The organism is Sphingobacterium chuzhouense (assembly GCF_014692525.1).
GTDB lineage: Bacteria > Bacteroidota > Bacteroidia > Sphingobacteriales > Sphingobacteriaceae > Sphingobacterium > Sphingobacterium chuzhouense.
In genome coordinates this window covers 1464026-1481274 of the sequence record NZ_JACNYL010000001.1, presented here as the reverse complement: position 1 = coordinate 1481274, position 17249 = coordinate 1464026, and the positions used below count along the sequence as shown (strand labels likewise).

14 protein-coding genes are annotated in these 17249 nt (G+C 42.3%); 11 read left to right on the top strand and 3 right to left on the bottom strand.

Annotated features, from left to right (window positions below; genetic code table 11):
* Nucleotide 1: 1 nt before the first annotated feature.
* The gene (gene kduI / locus H8B21_RS05745; RefSeq protein WP_190312788.1) at nucleotides 2-853 is read right to left on the bottom strand and encodes a 5-dehydro-4-deoxy-D-glucuronate isomerase; all 852 of its coding nucleotides are present in this window, start codon (nucleotides 851-853) and stop codon (nucleotides 2-4) included.
* A gap of 136 nt (nucleotides 854-989) precedes the next feature.
* Here kduI and H8B21_RS05740 point away from each other — a divergent pair, with 136 nt between their 5' ends.
* The 8 genes from H8B21_RS05740 to H8B21_RS05705 all read left to right on the top strand — a co-directional run bounded on the left by H8B21_RS05740 (nucleotide 990) and on the right by H8B21_RS05705 (nucleotide 13141).
* Nucleotides 990-1598, top strand: a complete 609-nt coding sequence (locus H8B21_RS05740; protein ID WP_190312787.1) for an RNA polymerase sigma factor — start codon at nucleotides 990-992, stop codon at nucleotides 1596-1598.
* Nucleotides 1599-1716: 118 nt separating this feature from the next.
* Nucleotides 1717-2898, top strand: a complete 1182-nt coding sequence (locus H8B21_RS05735; protein ID WP_190312786.1) for a FecR family protein — start codon at nucleotides 1717-1719, stop codon at nucleotides 2896-2898.
* Between the two features lie 196 nt (nucleotides 2899-3094).
* The gene (locus H8B21_RS05730) at nucleotides 3095-6424 is read left to right on the top strand and encodes a TonB-dependent receptor (protein ID WP_190312785.1); all 3330 of its coding nucleotides are present in this window, start codon (nucleotides 3095-3097) and stop codon (nucleotides 6422-6424) included.
* A 15-nt stretch (nucleotides 6425-6439) separates the two neighbouring features.
* On the top strand, nucleotides 6440-8407 hold the full coding sequence (locus H8B21_RS05725) for a RagB/SusD family nutrient uptake outer membrane protein (RefSeq protein WP_190312784.1): 1968 nt from the start codon (nucleotides 6440-6442) through the stop codon (nucleotides 8405-8407).
* Between the two features lie 18 nt (nucleotides 8408-8425).
* On the top strand, nucleotides 8426-9961 hold the full coding sequence (locus H8B21_RS05720) for a DUF1735 domain-containing protein (protein ID WP_190312783.1): 1536 nt from the start codon (nucleotides 8426-8428) through the stop codon (nucleotides 9959-9961).
* A 74-nt stretch (nucleotides 9962-10035) separates the two neighbouring features.
* Nucleotides 10036-11004, top strand: a complete 969-nt coding sequence (locus tag H8B21_RS05715) for a glycoside hydrolase family 43 protein (RefSeq protein WP_190312782.1) — start codon at nucleotides 10036-10038, stop codon at nucleotides 11002-11004.
* A gap of 14 nt (nucleotides 11005-11018) precedes the next feature.
* Nucleotides 11019-12029 carry a glycoside hydrolase family protein gene (locus tag H8B21_RS05710; protein WP_190312781.1) on the top strand — a complete coding sequence of 337 codons (1011 nt, stop codon included), beginning with the start codon at nucleotides 11019-11021 and terminating at the stop codon, nucleotides 12027-12029.
* Nucleotides 12030-12064: 35 nt separating this feature from the next.
* Nucleotides 12065-13141, top strand: coding sequence for a cellulase family glycosylhydrolase (locus H8B21_RS05705; protein WP_190312780.1), 1077 nt, complete (start codon nucleotides 12065-12067; stop codon nucleotides 13139-13141).
* Nucleotides 13142-13200: 59 nt separating this feature from the next.
* Here the strand turns inward: H8B21_RS05705 and H8B21_RS05700 are convergent, their stop codons facing one another.
* Entirely contained in the window at nucleotides 13201-13623 is a 423-nt protein-coding gene (locus tag H8B21_RS05700; RefSeq protein ID WP_190312779.1) for a Dabb family protein, read from the bottom strand.
* Between the two features lie 97 nt (nucleotides 13624-13720).
* Complete coding sequence (gnd, locus tag H8B21_RS05695) at nucleotides 13721-15175, bottom strand: decarboxylating NADP(+)-dependent phosphogluconate dehydrogenase (protein WP_190312778.1); 1455 nt, start codon at nucleotides 15173-15175, stop codon at nucleotides 13721-13723.
* A 115-nt stretch (nucleotides 15176-15290) separates the two neighbouring features.
* Here gnd and surE point away from each other — a divergent pair, with 115 nt between their 5' ends.
* From surE to H8B21_RS05680, 3 genes are read left to right on the top strand one after another with little or no spacing between them, the layout of a single operon-like run.
* A complete protein-coding gene (gene surE / locus H8B21_RS05690; RefSeq protein ID WP_190312777.1) occupies nucleotides 15291-16073 on the top strand; it encodes a 5'/3'-nucleotidase SurE in 783 nt (260 codons plus the stop codon).
* Nucleotides 16070-16336, top strand: a complete 267-nt coding sequence (locus H8B21_RS05685) for a hypothetical protein (protein ID WP_190312776.1) — start codon at nucleotides 16070-16072, stop codon at nucleotides 16334-16336. The genes surE and H8B21_RS05685 overlap by 4 nt, the downstream gene beginning before the upstream one ends.
* A 1-nt stretch (nucleotide 16337) precedes the next feature.
* Nucleotides 16338-17213, top strand: a complete 876-nt coding sequence (locus H8B21_RS05680; RefSeq protein ID WP_190312775.1) for a 1,4-dihydroxy-6-naphthoate synthase — start codon at nucleotides 16338-16340, stop codon at nucleotides 17211-17213.
* The last annotated feature ends 36 nt before the right edge of the window (nucleotides 17214-17249 follow it).

The following is a 17249-nucleotide window of genomic DNA, read 5'->3' as shown; positions in this document are numbered from 1 at the left end:
TCTATTTTAAATCCGTTATCGCACATTTATCCATATCATCGTAGTCCAGATTTTCACCGGCCATTCCCCAGATAAACGTATAATTACTAGTTCCCGCGCCCGAATGGATAGACCATGGAGGGGAAATAACAGCTTGCTCGTTTTTCATCCAAATATGACGCGTTTCATCAATTGGTCCCATAAAATGAGAAACGGCTTGGTCTTTTGGTAGATCAAAATAAAAGTATACTTCCATACGGCGATCGTGCGTATGGGATGGCATAGTGTTCCAAACGGAACCTGGTTGTAGTTCCGTCATCCCCATTTGCAATTGGCAAGTATCCAAAACTTTGTGTAATAACATCTGGTTGATAACGCGGTGGTTTGCTGTTTCCATCGCGCCGAGTTCTATTTTATTTGCTTCGGCTTTGGTCACGCGCTTTGTTGGAAAACTGTGGTGCGCCGGCGTAGAATTCAGATAAAACTTCGCCGGATTAGCGGCGTCATTGCTGCTGAAAAAGACCTCTTTTGCACCCTTTCCTACATATAGAGCTTCCTTGTGCCCGATTTCATAGACTGTACCATCTACTTCTACCGTTCCATCGCCACCTACGTTAATAACGCCTAATTCACGTCTGGAAAGGAAATAGGGTTCCTTTAAGAGTTCATCAATCGTTTCCAGTTGCAAGCGCCCGTCGACAGGCATTGCGCCACCAGCCATATAACGGTCGTAGTGGGAATATACAAAATGGATTTTATTCGGTGCGAAAACGGTTTCAATCAGAAAGTTTTCACGAAGTCCTTTGGTATCCAATGATTTCGTTTCATTGGGTCCAATCGCATATCGACTTTCGAAGACAGTGTGCTTTGCCATAGTATTATAATGATTAAACTGATAAATGTGTCTAAGTTAAGGCTTAAAGTCGGCTTAAGGAAGCGTATCTTCGGAAACGTTTACATATCAAATTAAAAAAATCGGTTATCTTTGTTGAAATAGAATTTCGATATTTATGACCAATACGACCGCTCGCGTTTATGGGGGAGATGAAAACACCATGTTTATGGAGTTTCTAAAGGGAAGTAGCGATGCTTTTTCATATTTTTATACCTTTTTCATCAACGATCTGTATGCGTATGGCATAAGCCTCGGCGGAAGTGAAGATATTGTAAAGGATGCCATTCAAGACATCTTCTTAAAGATCCATTCCAACAACCAAAAAAAGTTTTCGTCTATTGAACATCTGAAATTCTTTTTGCTCAAGTCCCTTAAAAATAAACTTTATAACATCTATACCTCTAAGATGGTTTCTACGGCGAGCCCCATCACCGAGGAAGCGCTTGAATTCTCCATTTCGACGACCGTCTTGGATACGATTATTAATGAAGAAGATCGCATTATCATACAGCAAAAGATAGATAACCTTCTTACTAAATTGACCGCCCGCCAAAAGGAAGCGATCTATCTACGTTTCATACAAGAACTGGAGTATGCAGAAATTGCGGAAATATTGAACATGACGCAGCATGGCGTGCGAAAGCTTATTTCGCGGTCACTGAAAAGACTGCGAGGCGAGGAGCAATTGCTCTTGATATACCTATTAAAACATTTCTGTTCTTGATGTATCAAACGTTACACATCTCTTAGGGATGTCATGTTTATAGCTAAAAAAATATTTTTCCCAAAAAATGGGTATAAAAGAATATCTCGTTTGTATATACGGAAAGCAAACAAGATAAATGCGCGATAACCAATTTCGAGGATACACGGTTATAGACCTTCTTAAGGACGAGGATTTTCTGCGTTGGCAGCTTCTAAAGAGCGAAGAGGATGCCCTTTTCTGGAAGAATGTTATCAATCGGCATCCGGATTTAGCGCCTATCATAGAGGAAGCCATCTCGCTGTATAAAACCAGTGTTCGATTTAACAATTTTAGCATGACACCGGCTGAAATTTCTGAACGTAGAGAACAGCTACAGTATGTGATTGGCCAAAAGAAAAAGAAAAATGCAAGGTATGTCATGTTGCGAGCGATTGCCGTTGCTGCTTGTATTATGGTGGCTATATTGCCTTTTTTGTGGAAAAAAAGTGAAGATGTTCAGCAGAAGGATATTACAACGTTTGCCCAAGCATTACCGGAAGTGGATTTTAATGACACCGATACCCGGTTGGTTCTAGGGGAGGATCAGGTTGTTACATTGCACAATACAGAATCGTCTGTTCAATATGGCGTCGATGATATCGTGGCGGATGATAATATCATTCTTCAAAAGGAAGTGACGACTTCTTATAATCAATTAATCACACCCCATGGCAAGCGTTCGACCATTATCTTCTCGGATGGTACAAAAGCATGGGTCAATGCGGGCACTAAGCTAGTTTATCCGAACCAATTCAGTAAAGAAAACCGAGAGATTTATGTCAATGGAGAAATCTATATTGAAGTTGTTGAAGACAAGAACCGTCCATTTATAGTCAAAACGAAGCGGATGGATATATCGGTGTTAGGGACGAAGTTCAATGTTTCTGCATACGAAGTCGATCACATAAACAATGTCGCATTACTATCGGGTTCCGTTAGTATTGCTTCCGCCATACATAAGAAGGATGTAGTATTGAAACCAAACCAATTGTATTCCAATACAGAAGGTACGCCGTCTATTAAGACGGTGGATGCGAGCATGTATGCATTATGGACGCAAGGGCTATACCGTTTTGAAAGCGAAGCCCTAGGCGATATCATTAAACGGTTGGAACGCTACTATGGTGTAAAAATCACATGTGATGATCAAGCTGCTCATCTAAAATGTTCTGGTAAACTGGATCTTAAAGACAATTTAGATATCTTGCTGACCGACTTGACCCGTGCATTACCGATCAATTATCTGAAAAATGCGGATGGCGATTATACCATTTATTAATAAACTAAAAACCTAATTCAAAAAGAAGTGTGTATGAGATAAATGTAAACCTACAAAACAAGAAACCGGACAACAGGCCAGTGTCATCCGGTTAAGAATTTAGTTATAGTTATAAACGTATAAACCATTACAAATGTATGATAATTTTGAGGAACTTAGCTCTTTTCGGCTAGGTATTAGAAGAACATGTCGAATTATGAAGTTGTTTGTTTTATGTTTTGCCTTGGGGATTGGTATATGCTACTCCAATGACAATTACTCTCAGACGGCAAGGGTATCCCTGCATCTAAAGAACAAAACTGTACAGCAGGTCCTTTCGGAAATAGAGAAAAAAACAGAGTATGTTTTTTTCTATCAGGACAATGTTCTTGATGGTAACCGAAAAGTAACGGTAAATACCGATGACCGGAAGGTAGCTGATGTTTTAGACGAAATCCTAACGCCTATAGGGAACACCTATTTTGTCTCCGATAGGCAGATTTATGTTGTGAAGCGGAGTGAATCCCGCACAGTTCCAACTATTGCGATAAAGCAACAGCGTCAGGTTAAAGGAAAAATAGTGAACGAAAGTGGCGAGCCAATTGTAGGTGCAAGTATTGTGGAAAAAGGGACAACAAATGGAACAACTACAGATGAGGAAGGATTATTTACGATAGAAGATTGTGACAACAATTCTATTTTACAGATATCTTTTATAGGTTATAAAACCCGGGATATACTAGTTGGTGATCTTGGTTTCATTGAAGTTAAACTTGAATCTGAAAGTATTTTGGATGAAGTTGTCGTGGTAGGAGCAGGAACGCAGAAGAAAGTGTCCGTGACAGGCGCAATCACATCGGTCAAGGGCTCGGTGTTGCGTGCGCCGTCTTCATCGTTGACAAACAACCTGGCAGGACAATTATCCGGTGTGGTCGCCATGACCAACAGCGGGGAGCCAGGGTCTACTTCACAGTTTTATATCCGGGGGATCAGCACCTTTGGTGGCCGTGCAACACCGTTGATTTTATTGGATGGTGTGGAGATATCCGCGGGGGATCTCAATAATATTCCTCCAGAGGCAATCGAAAGTTTTTCTATCCTCAAAGATGCGTCTGCAACCGCTATCTATGGCGCTCGTGGAGCAAACGGTGTAATGTTGGTAAATACCAAAAGCGGTATAGAAAATGAAAGAGCAAGGATAAACGTCTCTATTGAAAATTCCTTTCTCAAACCGGTTAATATCGTGGACTATGCAGATGGAGCAACATTTATGGAAACATACAATAATGCTTTGTTAAGCCGTAACCCATCCGCTCAATTACGTTATACGCCTGAACAAATTGAAAATACGCGCAACGGCGTAAACCCCTATGTATTTCCAGATGTGGATTGGAATGACTTGATGTTTAAAAGTCATACCCTAAGTCAACGCGGCAATATAAATGTACAAGGAGGTGGTTCGAAGGTCGTGTATTATATGAATATGCAGGTTAACCATGATGGTGGCTTGTTGGATATACCAGAAAAATATTCATTTGACAATAACTACAATCGCTGGTTGTATACTTTCCAAAATAATATTGGATACAAGGTGACTCCTAGCACAAAGCTTGATTTGCGAATGAATGCGCAGATCACAAATCAGAACTCCCCGAATATATCTGCAAATGATATTTTCTATCAGATATTTACCAATAACCCCGTATCATTTCCCGCGCTGTTTCCTGAAGAAGCTGATGACAGGCACCTCAAATTCGGAAGCGCAGTCATGTCGCCCGGTAGATTCTATACGAACCCTTATGCCAATATGTTGAATAGTTTTCGGGAAACGAATACTAATAAGTTAAATGTTTCCATGGCACTAGACCAGAAACTAAATTTTTTGACGGAAGGATTGTCGGTTACATCGTTGCTTAATTTCAATAATTATTCGAATACATTCTATTCCCGATCATTAGATCCTTTTTTGTACAGCGTAACCGGTGGAAGTTGGGATGAAGCGAATCCGGATCAGTTTGGTTTGAATCGATTGAAGGTAGGCGCGGAATATATCAGCCAATCTGATGTGACAAGAAATAGCGACAATACATTTTATTTCGATGCACGGCTTAACTACGACCGCAAGTTTGGGAAGCATGCCGTAACAGGTATGGCGATGTACATGATGCGTGAGTTCCGCTTAAATGTATTGCCTAATAGAAATCAGGGACTCTCTGGCCGGATGACCTACGACTATGATAATAGGTATTTGGCTGAGTTCAATTTCGGGTATAATGGAACGGAGCGTTTGGCAAAAAATCAACGGTTCGAATTTTTTCCGGCAATGTCTTTAGGATGGGTTGTCAGTAACGAAAATTTTTGGACACCGGCAGCAAAGTATGTTGATTATTTCAAGCTAAGAGGGTCGTATGGTTTGGTTGGAAGCGACGAAACCGGTCTCTATGCAGGAGCGCCGCATTTTCTCTACCTGAATGTGGTGGATATGTGGGGAGGCCCCAGTTTTAGTTCGGGATATACCGGAAATTACACCTTGCAAGGTCCGATCGTGAATACCTATGCAACATACAATCCTAGTTGGGAACGTTCTACGCAATTCGATATAGGTTTAGACATGCGCCTGCTGAATACCGTAAACGTAACTTTCGACTATTACCACAATAAGCGGGATCGAATTTTAATGAGACGGGCTTCTTTTCCGTCGATGCTGGGATATGCTAATGCGGTACCTTGGGCAAATATAGGGAAAGTGGAAAATAAGGGTATTGAACTTAGTGTGAATTGGCAAAAACAACTAAGTGAAGATCTTTCTGTGGATATCCGAGGGAATTATACCTACACCCGAAATAAATACGTATATGTAGACGAACCGGACTATCCATATACTTGGCAAACAAATACAGGGAAGCCATTGGGGCATACAAGAGGATATATAGCCGACGGCTTATTTAAAAACGAGGAAGATATCCTGGCACATGCAGATCAAAGTCTTTTCGGTAGCGTTGTTATGCCGGGAGATATAAAGTATCGGGATATTAATGGTGATGGCAGAATTACCTTCGAAGACCAGGTCATGTTGTCGTCTTACGGAAATATGCCTCGTATACAATATGGTTTAGGAGTAAGCATGGCCTATAAAAAATTGGATTTGAGCGTATTTTTTAATGGTTCTGCTAAGCGTCGGATCATGCTTTCTGATGTGAATCCTTTCTCTGCAAACGATAGTAACGACCGAAACCTGATGCAGTGGATTGCTGACAGTTATTGGATGGAAGGACAAGATAATACAGGTGTCACATATCCACGATTAGGGATACTCGGTACTCAAATAACCAACAATCTACAACCCAGTAGTTTTTGGATGCGTAAAGCCGATTTTATCCGTTTCAAGACCCTCGAAGTAGGTTATAGACTCCCCTATTGCCGCGTTTACTTTAGTGGTGATAACCTTGCCGTGTGGTCGCCGTTTGACTATTGGGATCCGGAGTTAGCATACAATACCTATCCGTTGCAACGGATATTAAATTTAGGCTTGCAGTTCAACTTTTAACATAAAATCAAAGCAATGAAGATGTTTTATAAGAAAAAACTATATACCGTAGCAGTCGCTCTGTTATCGCTGGCTTTTTTCGGCTCTTGTGATTATCTTGACGTGGTCCCACCTGAACAGCCGGATACCAAAGATATGATCATAGATGACCAGTCTGCTCTAAGAAATCTGTATGCTTGTTATGGTTATTTGCAGAATGGAAATGCGGACTTGAATTTTGCTAAGATCGTAGCAGATGAGGTTGTTTTTCCCCAAGAGTGGGGTTCGGACGCTTGGCGTCTCGCACAGTGGAATGCGGTTACACCCTCGTCTATTGATGGAAACACCAACTATCCGTGGGTAGTTTGGTATAACGGAATAGGCTATTGCAATCTTTTTCTGCGATTAATCGAGGAAAATAATCCGACACTTAACCCCAATAATAAAGCGCAATATATAGCCGAGGCAAAATTCTTAAAGGCTTATTATCATTTCCGTGCATTACAAACATATGGCCCTATACCAATTATTGATGATCTTTTGCGGACAAACATCCCGAAAGAGGAAGTTCCGGGCCGTTTTCACTTTGATTATTGCGTAGATTATATTGTGGGTTTATTGGACGAAGTAATGAATGTGCTGCCTGCACAATATGCAAATAATCAAGACTTTGGCAGGGCAACCTCTGTCATCGTCAAAGCCTTGAAAGCTCGGGTTTTGTTAACGGCTGCGTCTCCGCTTTGGAACGGGAACTTCCCACATAGAAGCTGGAGAAATGATAAATTTGAGACACCTGGATATGGAAAAGAGCTTGTCAGTCTACAATACGAAGAGCGTAAATGGGTACGGGCAAGAGAGGCATGCTTAGACGCTATACAGGCAGCAGAAGCTGACGGGGCGGCATTGTATGATGTATCGATATCCGAAACTTTGCGTCAAAACCAGGCTATACCGCTACCTCACATACCGGGACTAGATCCTAATACCGCAGAAGGGGAAGCTTTCCGGCAAAAGGTCATGATGCTCCGCTATATGAACACGGCCAGACCTGATGAAGGTAATCGGGAGACTATATGGGCAATGACCAGTGCATGGGCTGCTGATGAAGATATGCGCATGGCTTCGATGCCGCACTATGTCCTAACAAGTAATGAAAACCAAAATATAGGAGGTTGGAGTGGTCAGTCTCCCACCTTATACACGATGGAGAACTTCTATACCCGCAATGGGGTATTGCCGGAAGAAGATCCGACGTTTATTGATCGATCGGCGTGGTTACGATCTGCCGGACTATCCAATTCGGATATTGTCAATCTGAACGTCAATAGGGAACCTCGTTTTTATGCTTGGCTTTCTTTTGATGGAGATGAATATTCACCCGTGATTGCCAACCGGACTCCTTTATATATTGAAATGCGCAATCCATTAAGATCGGGATATGATGCTGCTATCTGGGGCACACGAAACTATTCGGTGACCGGCTTTCTCAATAAAAAGTGGGTACATCCCAATTTGAATTACACCGGAATCGGATGGGGGAACAACTTTGGAGCAACCACCTATCCTATTACGCTTATCCGTCTTGGCGAACTATATCTTAACTTGGCCGAATGTAATGCCCGCTTAGGTTCAAATACAACAGAAGCACTGGACTACCTGAATAGGATACGACGTCGGGCAGGAGTACCGGAGTGGACAGTGTCTTCGCTTGCACAATACAACAAATCATTGTTGAACGCGGTGCTGGAAGAGCGTTTCGTAGAATTATATCTGGAAGGTCATCGCTTTTTCGATATTCGACGGTATGCACAAGGAAGGCAATACTTGAATCCGGATAAGTTCGTAGGGTTGGATGCGGTACGGAGAGCACCTTCATTTAGTGTGTTCAATACACCAACGAAAATAAGCCAACCTTTCGGGTGGGAGGATCGTTTGTATTTAATGCCGATATCAAATAGCGAACTATACACCAATCCGCAAATGGTACAAGCACCGGGTTATTAATCTTAGAACTATTGGAAAATGAAAAGAATCATTTATATTATGTTATTTACGGGAATAGTCGCAATGTCTTTGCTCTCCTGCAACGATGATCTTGCGAACAGCATATTCCCCGAAAAATATATCAAAATCCACTCTTTGAAAGAGAGTGGAATTAAAGATTTCACGATGAATACCACGCAGCAGCAAGTGGTGGATTCTATCTTGATATTAAAAGGAGGCGGAAGCCCCCAGAGTGGCTCGAATATGGCGTTAAAAGTATTGTCAATAGAAGATGCTGCAACGATGGGTGGTTATGAGCCAGACAAAATTCGGATTATACCAAAGGATTCGTATGATGTCACAAGGGGGCAAAATATAATATTGGATGCGAACGAAGACCACAAATATGTGCCTATCACTTTCTATCCGGCAGCGATATACGAGGCTATGCAAGAAGAAGAGCAACAAGGTCTTGTTTGGGTGCTGCCTATAGCGCTAGAAAGTGCGTCAGATACTGTCAATAACACTAGAAACAGTTTATTAATGCGGTTTGAGGTGAATAGACCATTGGTAGAATGGGAGATAGTAGAAGATGCTAATGCTGAAATCGCGTTTCAGACGTTGGATGTTCCATTAAAACTTAGAATATCCCATAGCGAAGATAATGTGTTGGATTTTACGGCCGGGCTTGATATTGCTGAAAATGAAAATCTGGTCAATAGGTATAATGATTCATTGGGCACTAATTATGCGGTGCTCCCCAACGGGACATATAGTTTTGGAAACTTTAGTTTTAGTCCTGGCGATAAAGAGGCACAGACCAGTCTGCGACTAAGTAGAGCAGGATTGCAAACCGATAAAACGTATCTTTTACCGCTTAAACTGTCAGAGCTATCTGTAGAAAATATTGAGAAAAGTGGAAAAATAAAATACCTTATAGTAACGAATCCAAAATATGTGTATAGAGATGTCCAGCGTACCGATTGGAAAATTGTGTTTGCAAACAATCAACAACGGTGGAGAGAGCCTGATTTCTTCGCAAAATCATTAATTGACGGCAACATTGAGACCGCTTGGGCAACGAAGTGGGATGGTGCCATACCTACATGGGATGACTACGATTACGGTGCTATGGATTACTGGGGATATCATATGTTTTGGGAACGAAGAGACATACCGAATATCGTCATCGTCATAGATATGGGAAGGGAAGTAAATTTCGGTGCCGTAGGTGTTGGACAGGGTACGCTGGACATGGGTGACCGGGATTTAAAAAGCTGTGAATTCTATCTGAGCGATTCGTTCACATTTGTAGCTGACGGCGATTTGGAGAATTATAATAACGTCAATAAGAGTAATACCTGGAATCTTGCCATTACTTGTAACGATATTCCGAACGTCGGAGGAGGACCCTATTGGTATCATTTGCATGAATCCAACCAAGTATCTAATGTGCAGAAAGGGCGTTACCTAAAAATACGTCCGACAGCAAGTCATCGGGCTAACAATCTGGTGAGCTTTAGTGAGTTGTATGTAAAAGAACTTATCAGTATTGATGGTAATTCCGTACAATAATAGAACGTAGAAAAAGAAAAATGGAGGTATCTGAAAGGATTTCTTTTGGATGCTTCCATTACAAATGAATAAAAATGAAGAAATTATATTTTATCCCTGCGGTGTTGTGTCTGCTCCTCGCTTTTTGTTTTTGTAGTAATAAAGCAGGGGATTCTCCCAAGCCAGAACCTATTGAAATGGAACATTATCCTATTCCCATTGAACAGATACAGGGTCGGGATCCTTTTGTGTATGCAGATGAGGAGTCAAAAACGTACTATCTTACCTTCAGGAACAATCCACACTTTAAGATGTATAGCAGTAAGGATTTGAAGAACTGGAAAGACGAGGGGAACGTATTCACTGCCAATGCGGATTTCTGGGGTAAGCAAGACTTTTGGGCGCCCGACTTGTATCGATACGAGGACAAGTATTATATTTTCGCAACTTTCTCGGCACTGCCATCCGTTAATAGAGGCACGTCTATCTTAGTGGCCAACGAAGTGACAGGGCCATATAAACCATTGGTAAACCACGCCGTTACGCCTTCTGAATGGATGAGCTTGGATGGAAGTCTTTTTATCGATGACGAGGACAAGCCCTGGATTATCTTCTGTAAGGAATGGCTGCAGGCTATAGACGGAGAGATTTATGCCCAGCAGTTAACGGCAGACTTAAAAGAGACAGAGGGAGAACCTTTGCTGTTATTAAATGCCTCTGCAGCTCCTTGGACTAACCCTATTCAATCTGGTGATATAACAGGTTATGTAACGGATGCTCCTTTCCTCTACAAAACCGATGATGGCAAATTGCAAATGATATGGTCGAGTTTTGACAAAAACGGAAAATATGCCATTGGTATAGCCGAGTCTGAATCCGGAACATTAGCCGGGCCATGGAAACATCTATCAGAGCAACTGAATAACGATGATGGAGGACATGCTATGATTTTTACAGGGTTTGACGGCAATAAGTATATTTCTTACCACACGCCAAATGGCTATCCGGAGAAACCGAAAATTACCAGAATAAAAGAAGCGAACGGAACGATTGTTATTCTATAATTAAACAGAAAAAAATGAGAGAACTAAATAAAGTATTATCTATTATCCTTTTTTTACATTTAGTGTGTATCACCCTCGCTTCATGTCAGGGCAAGAAGAGTTTAGAGCCTGACGAGACTAATCCTCCCGGTACATCAGATGGTAATGGGGGCTATTTGTTTGCGCACATGACGAATGCGGCGTATGGACATTTGTTTTACTCTGTCTCACGTGATGGCTTGAAATGGGAAACGTTGAATAAGGGAAACGTGATCGTGTCAGATTATCGTGGACATCCAGATATTTGTCAGGGAGCTGATGGCAACTACTATATGATCGGCGTTCGGGGCGACAATGCACCATTACTCACGCTGTATTATTCGTCAGACCTCATCACCTGGAGCCGGAAGGATCTTGCAAGAAGTGTATTTGATGTCTCCCATCTGGGACAACAAAATGAAGGATATTATGTGGGAGCACCTAAGATGTTCTACGATGAGACCAGTAAGCAATATATCATCACTTGGCATGCGTCATTTCCGGGACTTAAAGACCAAGCTTGGTGGGAAGGAATGCGTACCTGTTATGTCCTGACATCGGATTTTGAGACATTTACCCCAGCTGAACGTTTGTTTAATTTTACAGGTGCCGATGAGAATATGGCTACTATTGACGCGATCATCAGAAAGGTGGACAATACCTATTACGCGATTATTAAAGATGAACGCTGGCCAGAAAAAAATCCAAACGGAAAAACGGTACGAGTCGCCACTTCACCTAATCTAATCGGACCATATAGTAACCCCGGACCACCGATTAGCCCTGCATGGCGTGAAGCGCCTATTATTGTTAAATCGATGGATGACAAAAGCTGGTTCTTGTACGTCGAAAACTATGGCGAACATCTATATGAGTTGTATAAAGCGAATTCGTTGACGGGAAGCATGTGGTCTAAGGTTGACTTTACGCCTCCTGTAGCCAGACATGGGTTTATCATCAAAGTCAATGAGAAGCAATATCAGGATATAGTGAAAGCTTATAAGTAAAATAAAGAGAATTCGTATATTTAAACAAACAATTCATGAAAAAGAAACTGTTAAAAAGTGTCGTATTATTAGGTATTGCCACGATTCTTTTTTCTTGTAGCACCGCAGAGCAGAAGCCCCGCGATCGTTGGACGGAGGAGCAATCCAACGAATGGTATAAACAATGGGGGTGGCTTCGCGGGGCAAACTTTCAACCTAGTACCGCTATCAATCAGCTGGAAATGTGGCAGGAAGAAACATTCGATCCTGAAACTATTGACAGAGAGCTTAGTTGGGCTGCCGGAATCGGGATGAACTGTATGCGGGTATATTTACACCACGCAGCTTGGGAAATTGATCAAGAAGGTTTTAAAGACCGTGTGAAGCAATATATGGACATTGCGGAGAAACATGATATTTCGACGATATTTGTTTTCTTTGACGACTGTTGGAACCCTACATATTCAGCAGGTAAACAGCCTGAACCCAAGCCGGGCATTCATAATTCGGGCTGGGCACAGGATCCGGGAGATTTATTGCATGAAAAGCCGGAATTGTTAAATACACTTGAAACGTACGTGAAAGATATATTGACGACGTTCAAAGACGAAAAACGGATAGTTTTCTGGGATCTGTATAATGAACCTGGAAATCGTGGGCATGGAAACCAAAGTATGCCATTGTTGGAAAAGGTATTTGAATGGGCTCGTGCGGTTAACCCAACACAGCCCTTAAGCGTTGGCGTCTGGGATAAGGCTTTAGTGGAATTGACAGCCTATTCATTGGAGCAATCGGATATCATCTCCTACCATAATTACAGTGGACCGGAAGATCATTTAGCAGCCATCGATTCGTTAAAGGGTTTCAACCGTCCGATGATCTGTACGGAGTACATGGCGAGAACTAATGGAAGTACGTTTGAAACGATTATGCCTATATTAAAAGAGCACAACATCGGGGCGATCAACTGGGGACTGGTTTCTGGCAAAACGAACACAATTTTTGCATGGGATACGCCCTTGCCCAATGAGAAAGAGCCTCCTATTTGGTTTCACGATGTGTTCCGAAAAGATGGAACTCCTTTTTCACAGAAAGAGGTAGACTTTATCAAAGAAATTACTCGGGGGAATTAGTTCCCCCGTTTTTGTACATTAAAAGAAATTGGAGATACTTGTCGGTTGCAAATACAAAATTAAGCGATAATAGTATCCCTAACCTCTACTTTAACCCAATATTTACTGTATTTCTCTGAGGCAGCTGTGTGTATAGGGTGTGTTTCATAGGTATTAATATCATCCATGTTTAGGAAGGTAACCAGCAGGTTATATTGAAATGAATTGTCTACAACGGGCCGTGGATTGGTGGGTGCCGGTTTTCCGTAATCTAACGATTGTACGCCCGGCACTTTACGGAGTTCTTCGAAAAAATTTAAGAAATCCTTTTCTTCGTCCTCGGAAAGACCGTCTTTTAACCAGAAATATACACTATGTAAAATGGTACCATTCTCGATTCCGTTAGCAGACCTTGCGCCTTCTTCCGGAGAGGCACAGGATGTAAGCAACGTACCGGTTAAACCTGCGGCAGTCACTGATTTTAAAAAGCTTCTTCTTTCCATAGTCATGATTTTTAATGAAGATACGGGTTTATATTTAAAAAAAATGCGCTGAGGAAGCCCCAGCGCATGAAAAGAAAATCTAAATAAAATGTTAGATTTATACGTCGTAGGTTGTGGAGGAAGTCTCCCCACCACGACCTGTCCAGTTGGTGTGGAAAAACTCGCCACGTGGCTTGTCGAGGCGCTCGTAGGTATGCGCACCGAAATAGTCTCGCTGTGCCTGCAACAGATTTGCCGGCAGACGCTCGCAGCGATAGCCATCGTAGTAGATCAACCCGGCACTGAGGCAAGGAACAGGAATACCGTTGGTAACCGCCGTTGCAACCACCCGACGCCAGCCATGCTGGGCTGTTTGAATTTTATCTTTAAAGAAATCATCTAGAATCAGGTTTTGCAATGCCGGATTTTTATCAAAGGCTTCTTTGATCTTGCTTAAGAAAGCAGAACGGATGATACATCCCTCGCGCCACATGAGCGCTATACTGCCGTAGTTCAGTTCCCAGCCAAATTCCTTGGCAGCCGCGGCCATCATTTGATATCCCTGTGCGTAGGAGATAACTTTAGCCGCATATAACGCGTCGCGTAGATCATTGATGAACGCTTGGCGGTCCCCATCGAAAGATGGCTTTGGCCCTTGTAACACCTTAGAAGCTGCTACGCGCTCATCTTTCAGCGCCGATAAACAACGCGCAAATACCGACTCGGCAATAAGCGTAAGCGGTATGCCCAGATCAAGCGCTACCGTTCCTGTCCATTTACCGGTACCCTTTTGTCCGGCGGTATCAAGAATCTTGTCCACTAGCGGTTCTCCGTCTTCATCCTTAAATGCTAAGATGTCACGGGTAATCTCAATCAGATAGCTATCCAGCTCACCTTCATTCCATTCCTTGAACACTTCATGCATCTCATCGGGTGTCATACCCAGCACATCTTTCATGATGTGATAAGTTTCGTTGATCAGCTGCATATCGCCATACTCGATGCCGTTATGCACCATTTTCACAAAATGTCCTGCGCCGCCGGAACCTACCCAGTCGCAGCAGGGAGAACCATCGACAACTTTTGCGGCAATCGACTGAAAAATTGGTTTTACAACAGGCCATGCTGCCGAAGAACCGCCTGGCATGATCGATGGACCCAATAATGCTCCTTCTTCACCACCCGATACACCGGTTCCGATGTAATACAGACCTTTGCTTTCTACGTATTTGGTTCGCCGCTCGGTATCCGGAAAATGGGAGTTTCCGCCGTCGATAATGATATCGCCTTCATCCAGATGTGGAATCAGCAGCTCAATGAAGTCATCAACAGGTTTACCCGCTTTTACCATTAACATCACCTTCCGCGGACTTTTTAATGACTGGATCAAATCTTCGATGGAAGTAGCTCCATAGATGTTTTTTCCCTTTGCGCGACCATTGACAAAATGTTCTACCTTGTCTACTGTACGGTTATAGGCAGACACATGAAAACCCTTGCTTTCCATGTTTAAAATAAGGTTTTCTCCCATAACGGCGATACCAATGACGCCTATATCTGATTTTTGTTGCATATCTGTTTTTAATTGACTTCCAAAGTTATACTTTACGTGTACAAGAACAAATAGTAAAATGATGAAATTTTCATAAACTAAGCAAAAAAAAGAACATAAACCTTATTTTAGCCCTATGGCAAAAAAGAAACCGACGATTTTGGTCGTCAATGACGATGGCATTACCGCCCCAGGTATCAAGGTGCTGTTAGAGGAAATGCAAAAAATAGGCAATGTCGTGGTGGTGGCTCCCGACAGCCCGCAATCAGGGATGGGGCATGCGATTACAATTGGCAAACCGCTCCGTTTAGATAAAATCGATTTGTATGAAGGTGTGGAAATGTATAAATGTTCCGGAACACCTGTGGATTGTGTCAAGCTTGCGGTAAATAAAATTTTTAAAGGCAAAAAGCCGGACCTATGCGTATCGGGTATCAACCACGGACTGAATTATTCTATCAACGTGCTGTATTCGGGCACGATGTCTGCCGCCGTTGAAGGAGCTATAGAAGATATTCCATCGATTGGGTACTCGTTGGATGACTTTTCCCATCACGCCGATTTTTCCCATTGCCGACCCTATGTAAGAGCTATAGCACAACAGGTGCTGGATCACGGATTGCAAAAAGCCACGTTATTGAATGTTAATTTCCCACATATCAGCAAGGAATTAAAAGGAATAAAAATCTGTAGACAGGCCACTGCTAAATGGTTTGAAGAATTTGATGAGCGCTTAGATCCATATAATAGAGAATATTTTTGGATGACGGGCAAATTTCAATTGCTGGACAGAGGAGAGGATACGGATGCTTATGCGCTAAGCAACGGGTACGTCTCTATTGTTCCTACCCAGTTTGATATGACTGCTCATCATACTATTACGGAATTAAATTCCTGGAGTTTTGATGTGAAAAAATGAAAAATAACTTCTGGATAGGTATGGCGATTGGGCTTATATGTCCTTTAACCGCCTACCTGCTAACAACGTATACGTCTTTTCCTGAACGGTTTTTTCCAACGAAACCCCTCATAGCATATGTTGTTGCTGCGGCTATCAACCTGTTACTGGTACGAATATTCTATAGAAAGACGATGCCACAGGAGAAGGCAGCAAGAGGCGTTATGCTCGTGACCTTTCTTGGAATGTTAGTATTTTTGTATTTTCATAAATTGAATATATAAAATGAAACTTACGCTAGGCTTTTCACCCTGTCCCAACGATACCTTTATTTTTGATGCGTTGATCCATCATAAAATCGATACCGGAGGACTGGAATTTGATGTACAATATCACGATGTAGAAACGTTGAATCAAAAAGCTTTTCAAGGAGAATTAGATATCACCAAGTTAAGTTACCACGCTTTCGCATATGCCGTAAACGACTACGAGTTGCTAGATGCCGGGAGCGCATTAGGTTCCGGAGTAGGACCGTTGCTCATCGCGGAAGACCCTCAGCTTGCAGCCCGTTTACGAGAGGTGTTAGAAAAGGGGACAGCGTGGAGTCCGCACCAAAGTAATTTGAAAATTGGTATTCCCGGAAAATACACCACTGCCAATTTCTTATTAGGTTTGGCTTTCCCCGCCTTGCAGAATAAAGTGGAATTGGTTTTCTCCGATATCGAGCAGTCACTATTAAACGGCGCGATTGATTTAGGGTTGATCATTCATGAAAACAGATTTACCTATCAGGCGAAGGGATTACATAAGGTCGTGGATTTAGGTGATTTTTGGGAACAAACAACCAATAGTCCGATACCTTTGGGAGGAATTGTAGTGAAACGTGATTTGGACGAGGAGCTCAAGCTTAAAATCAACCTATTGGTTCGCGAAAGTGTGCAATTTGCCTTTGAAAACCCAAAATCGGGGTTGGATTATATCCGTTCGCATGCGCAGGAAATGGAAGAAGAAGTGATGTATAAGCATATTGAGCTATATGTCAATAAATATTCGGAGCATTTGGGCGATGAAGGACGCAGAGCGATTCAGCAGCTATTCGATAAAGCGCAGGGGCTAAAACTGATACCGATTTCGGATAAAAAGCTTTTCCTAACACCTTAAAACCAGCGTACCGAAATTTCCATTTCGTTACAAAAA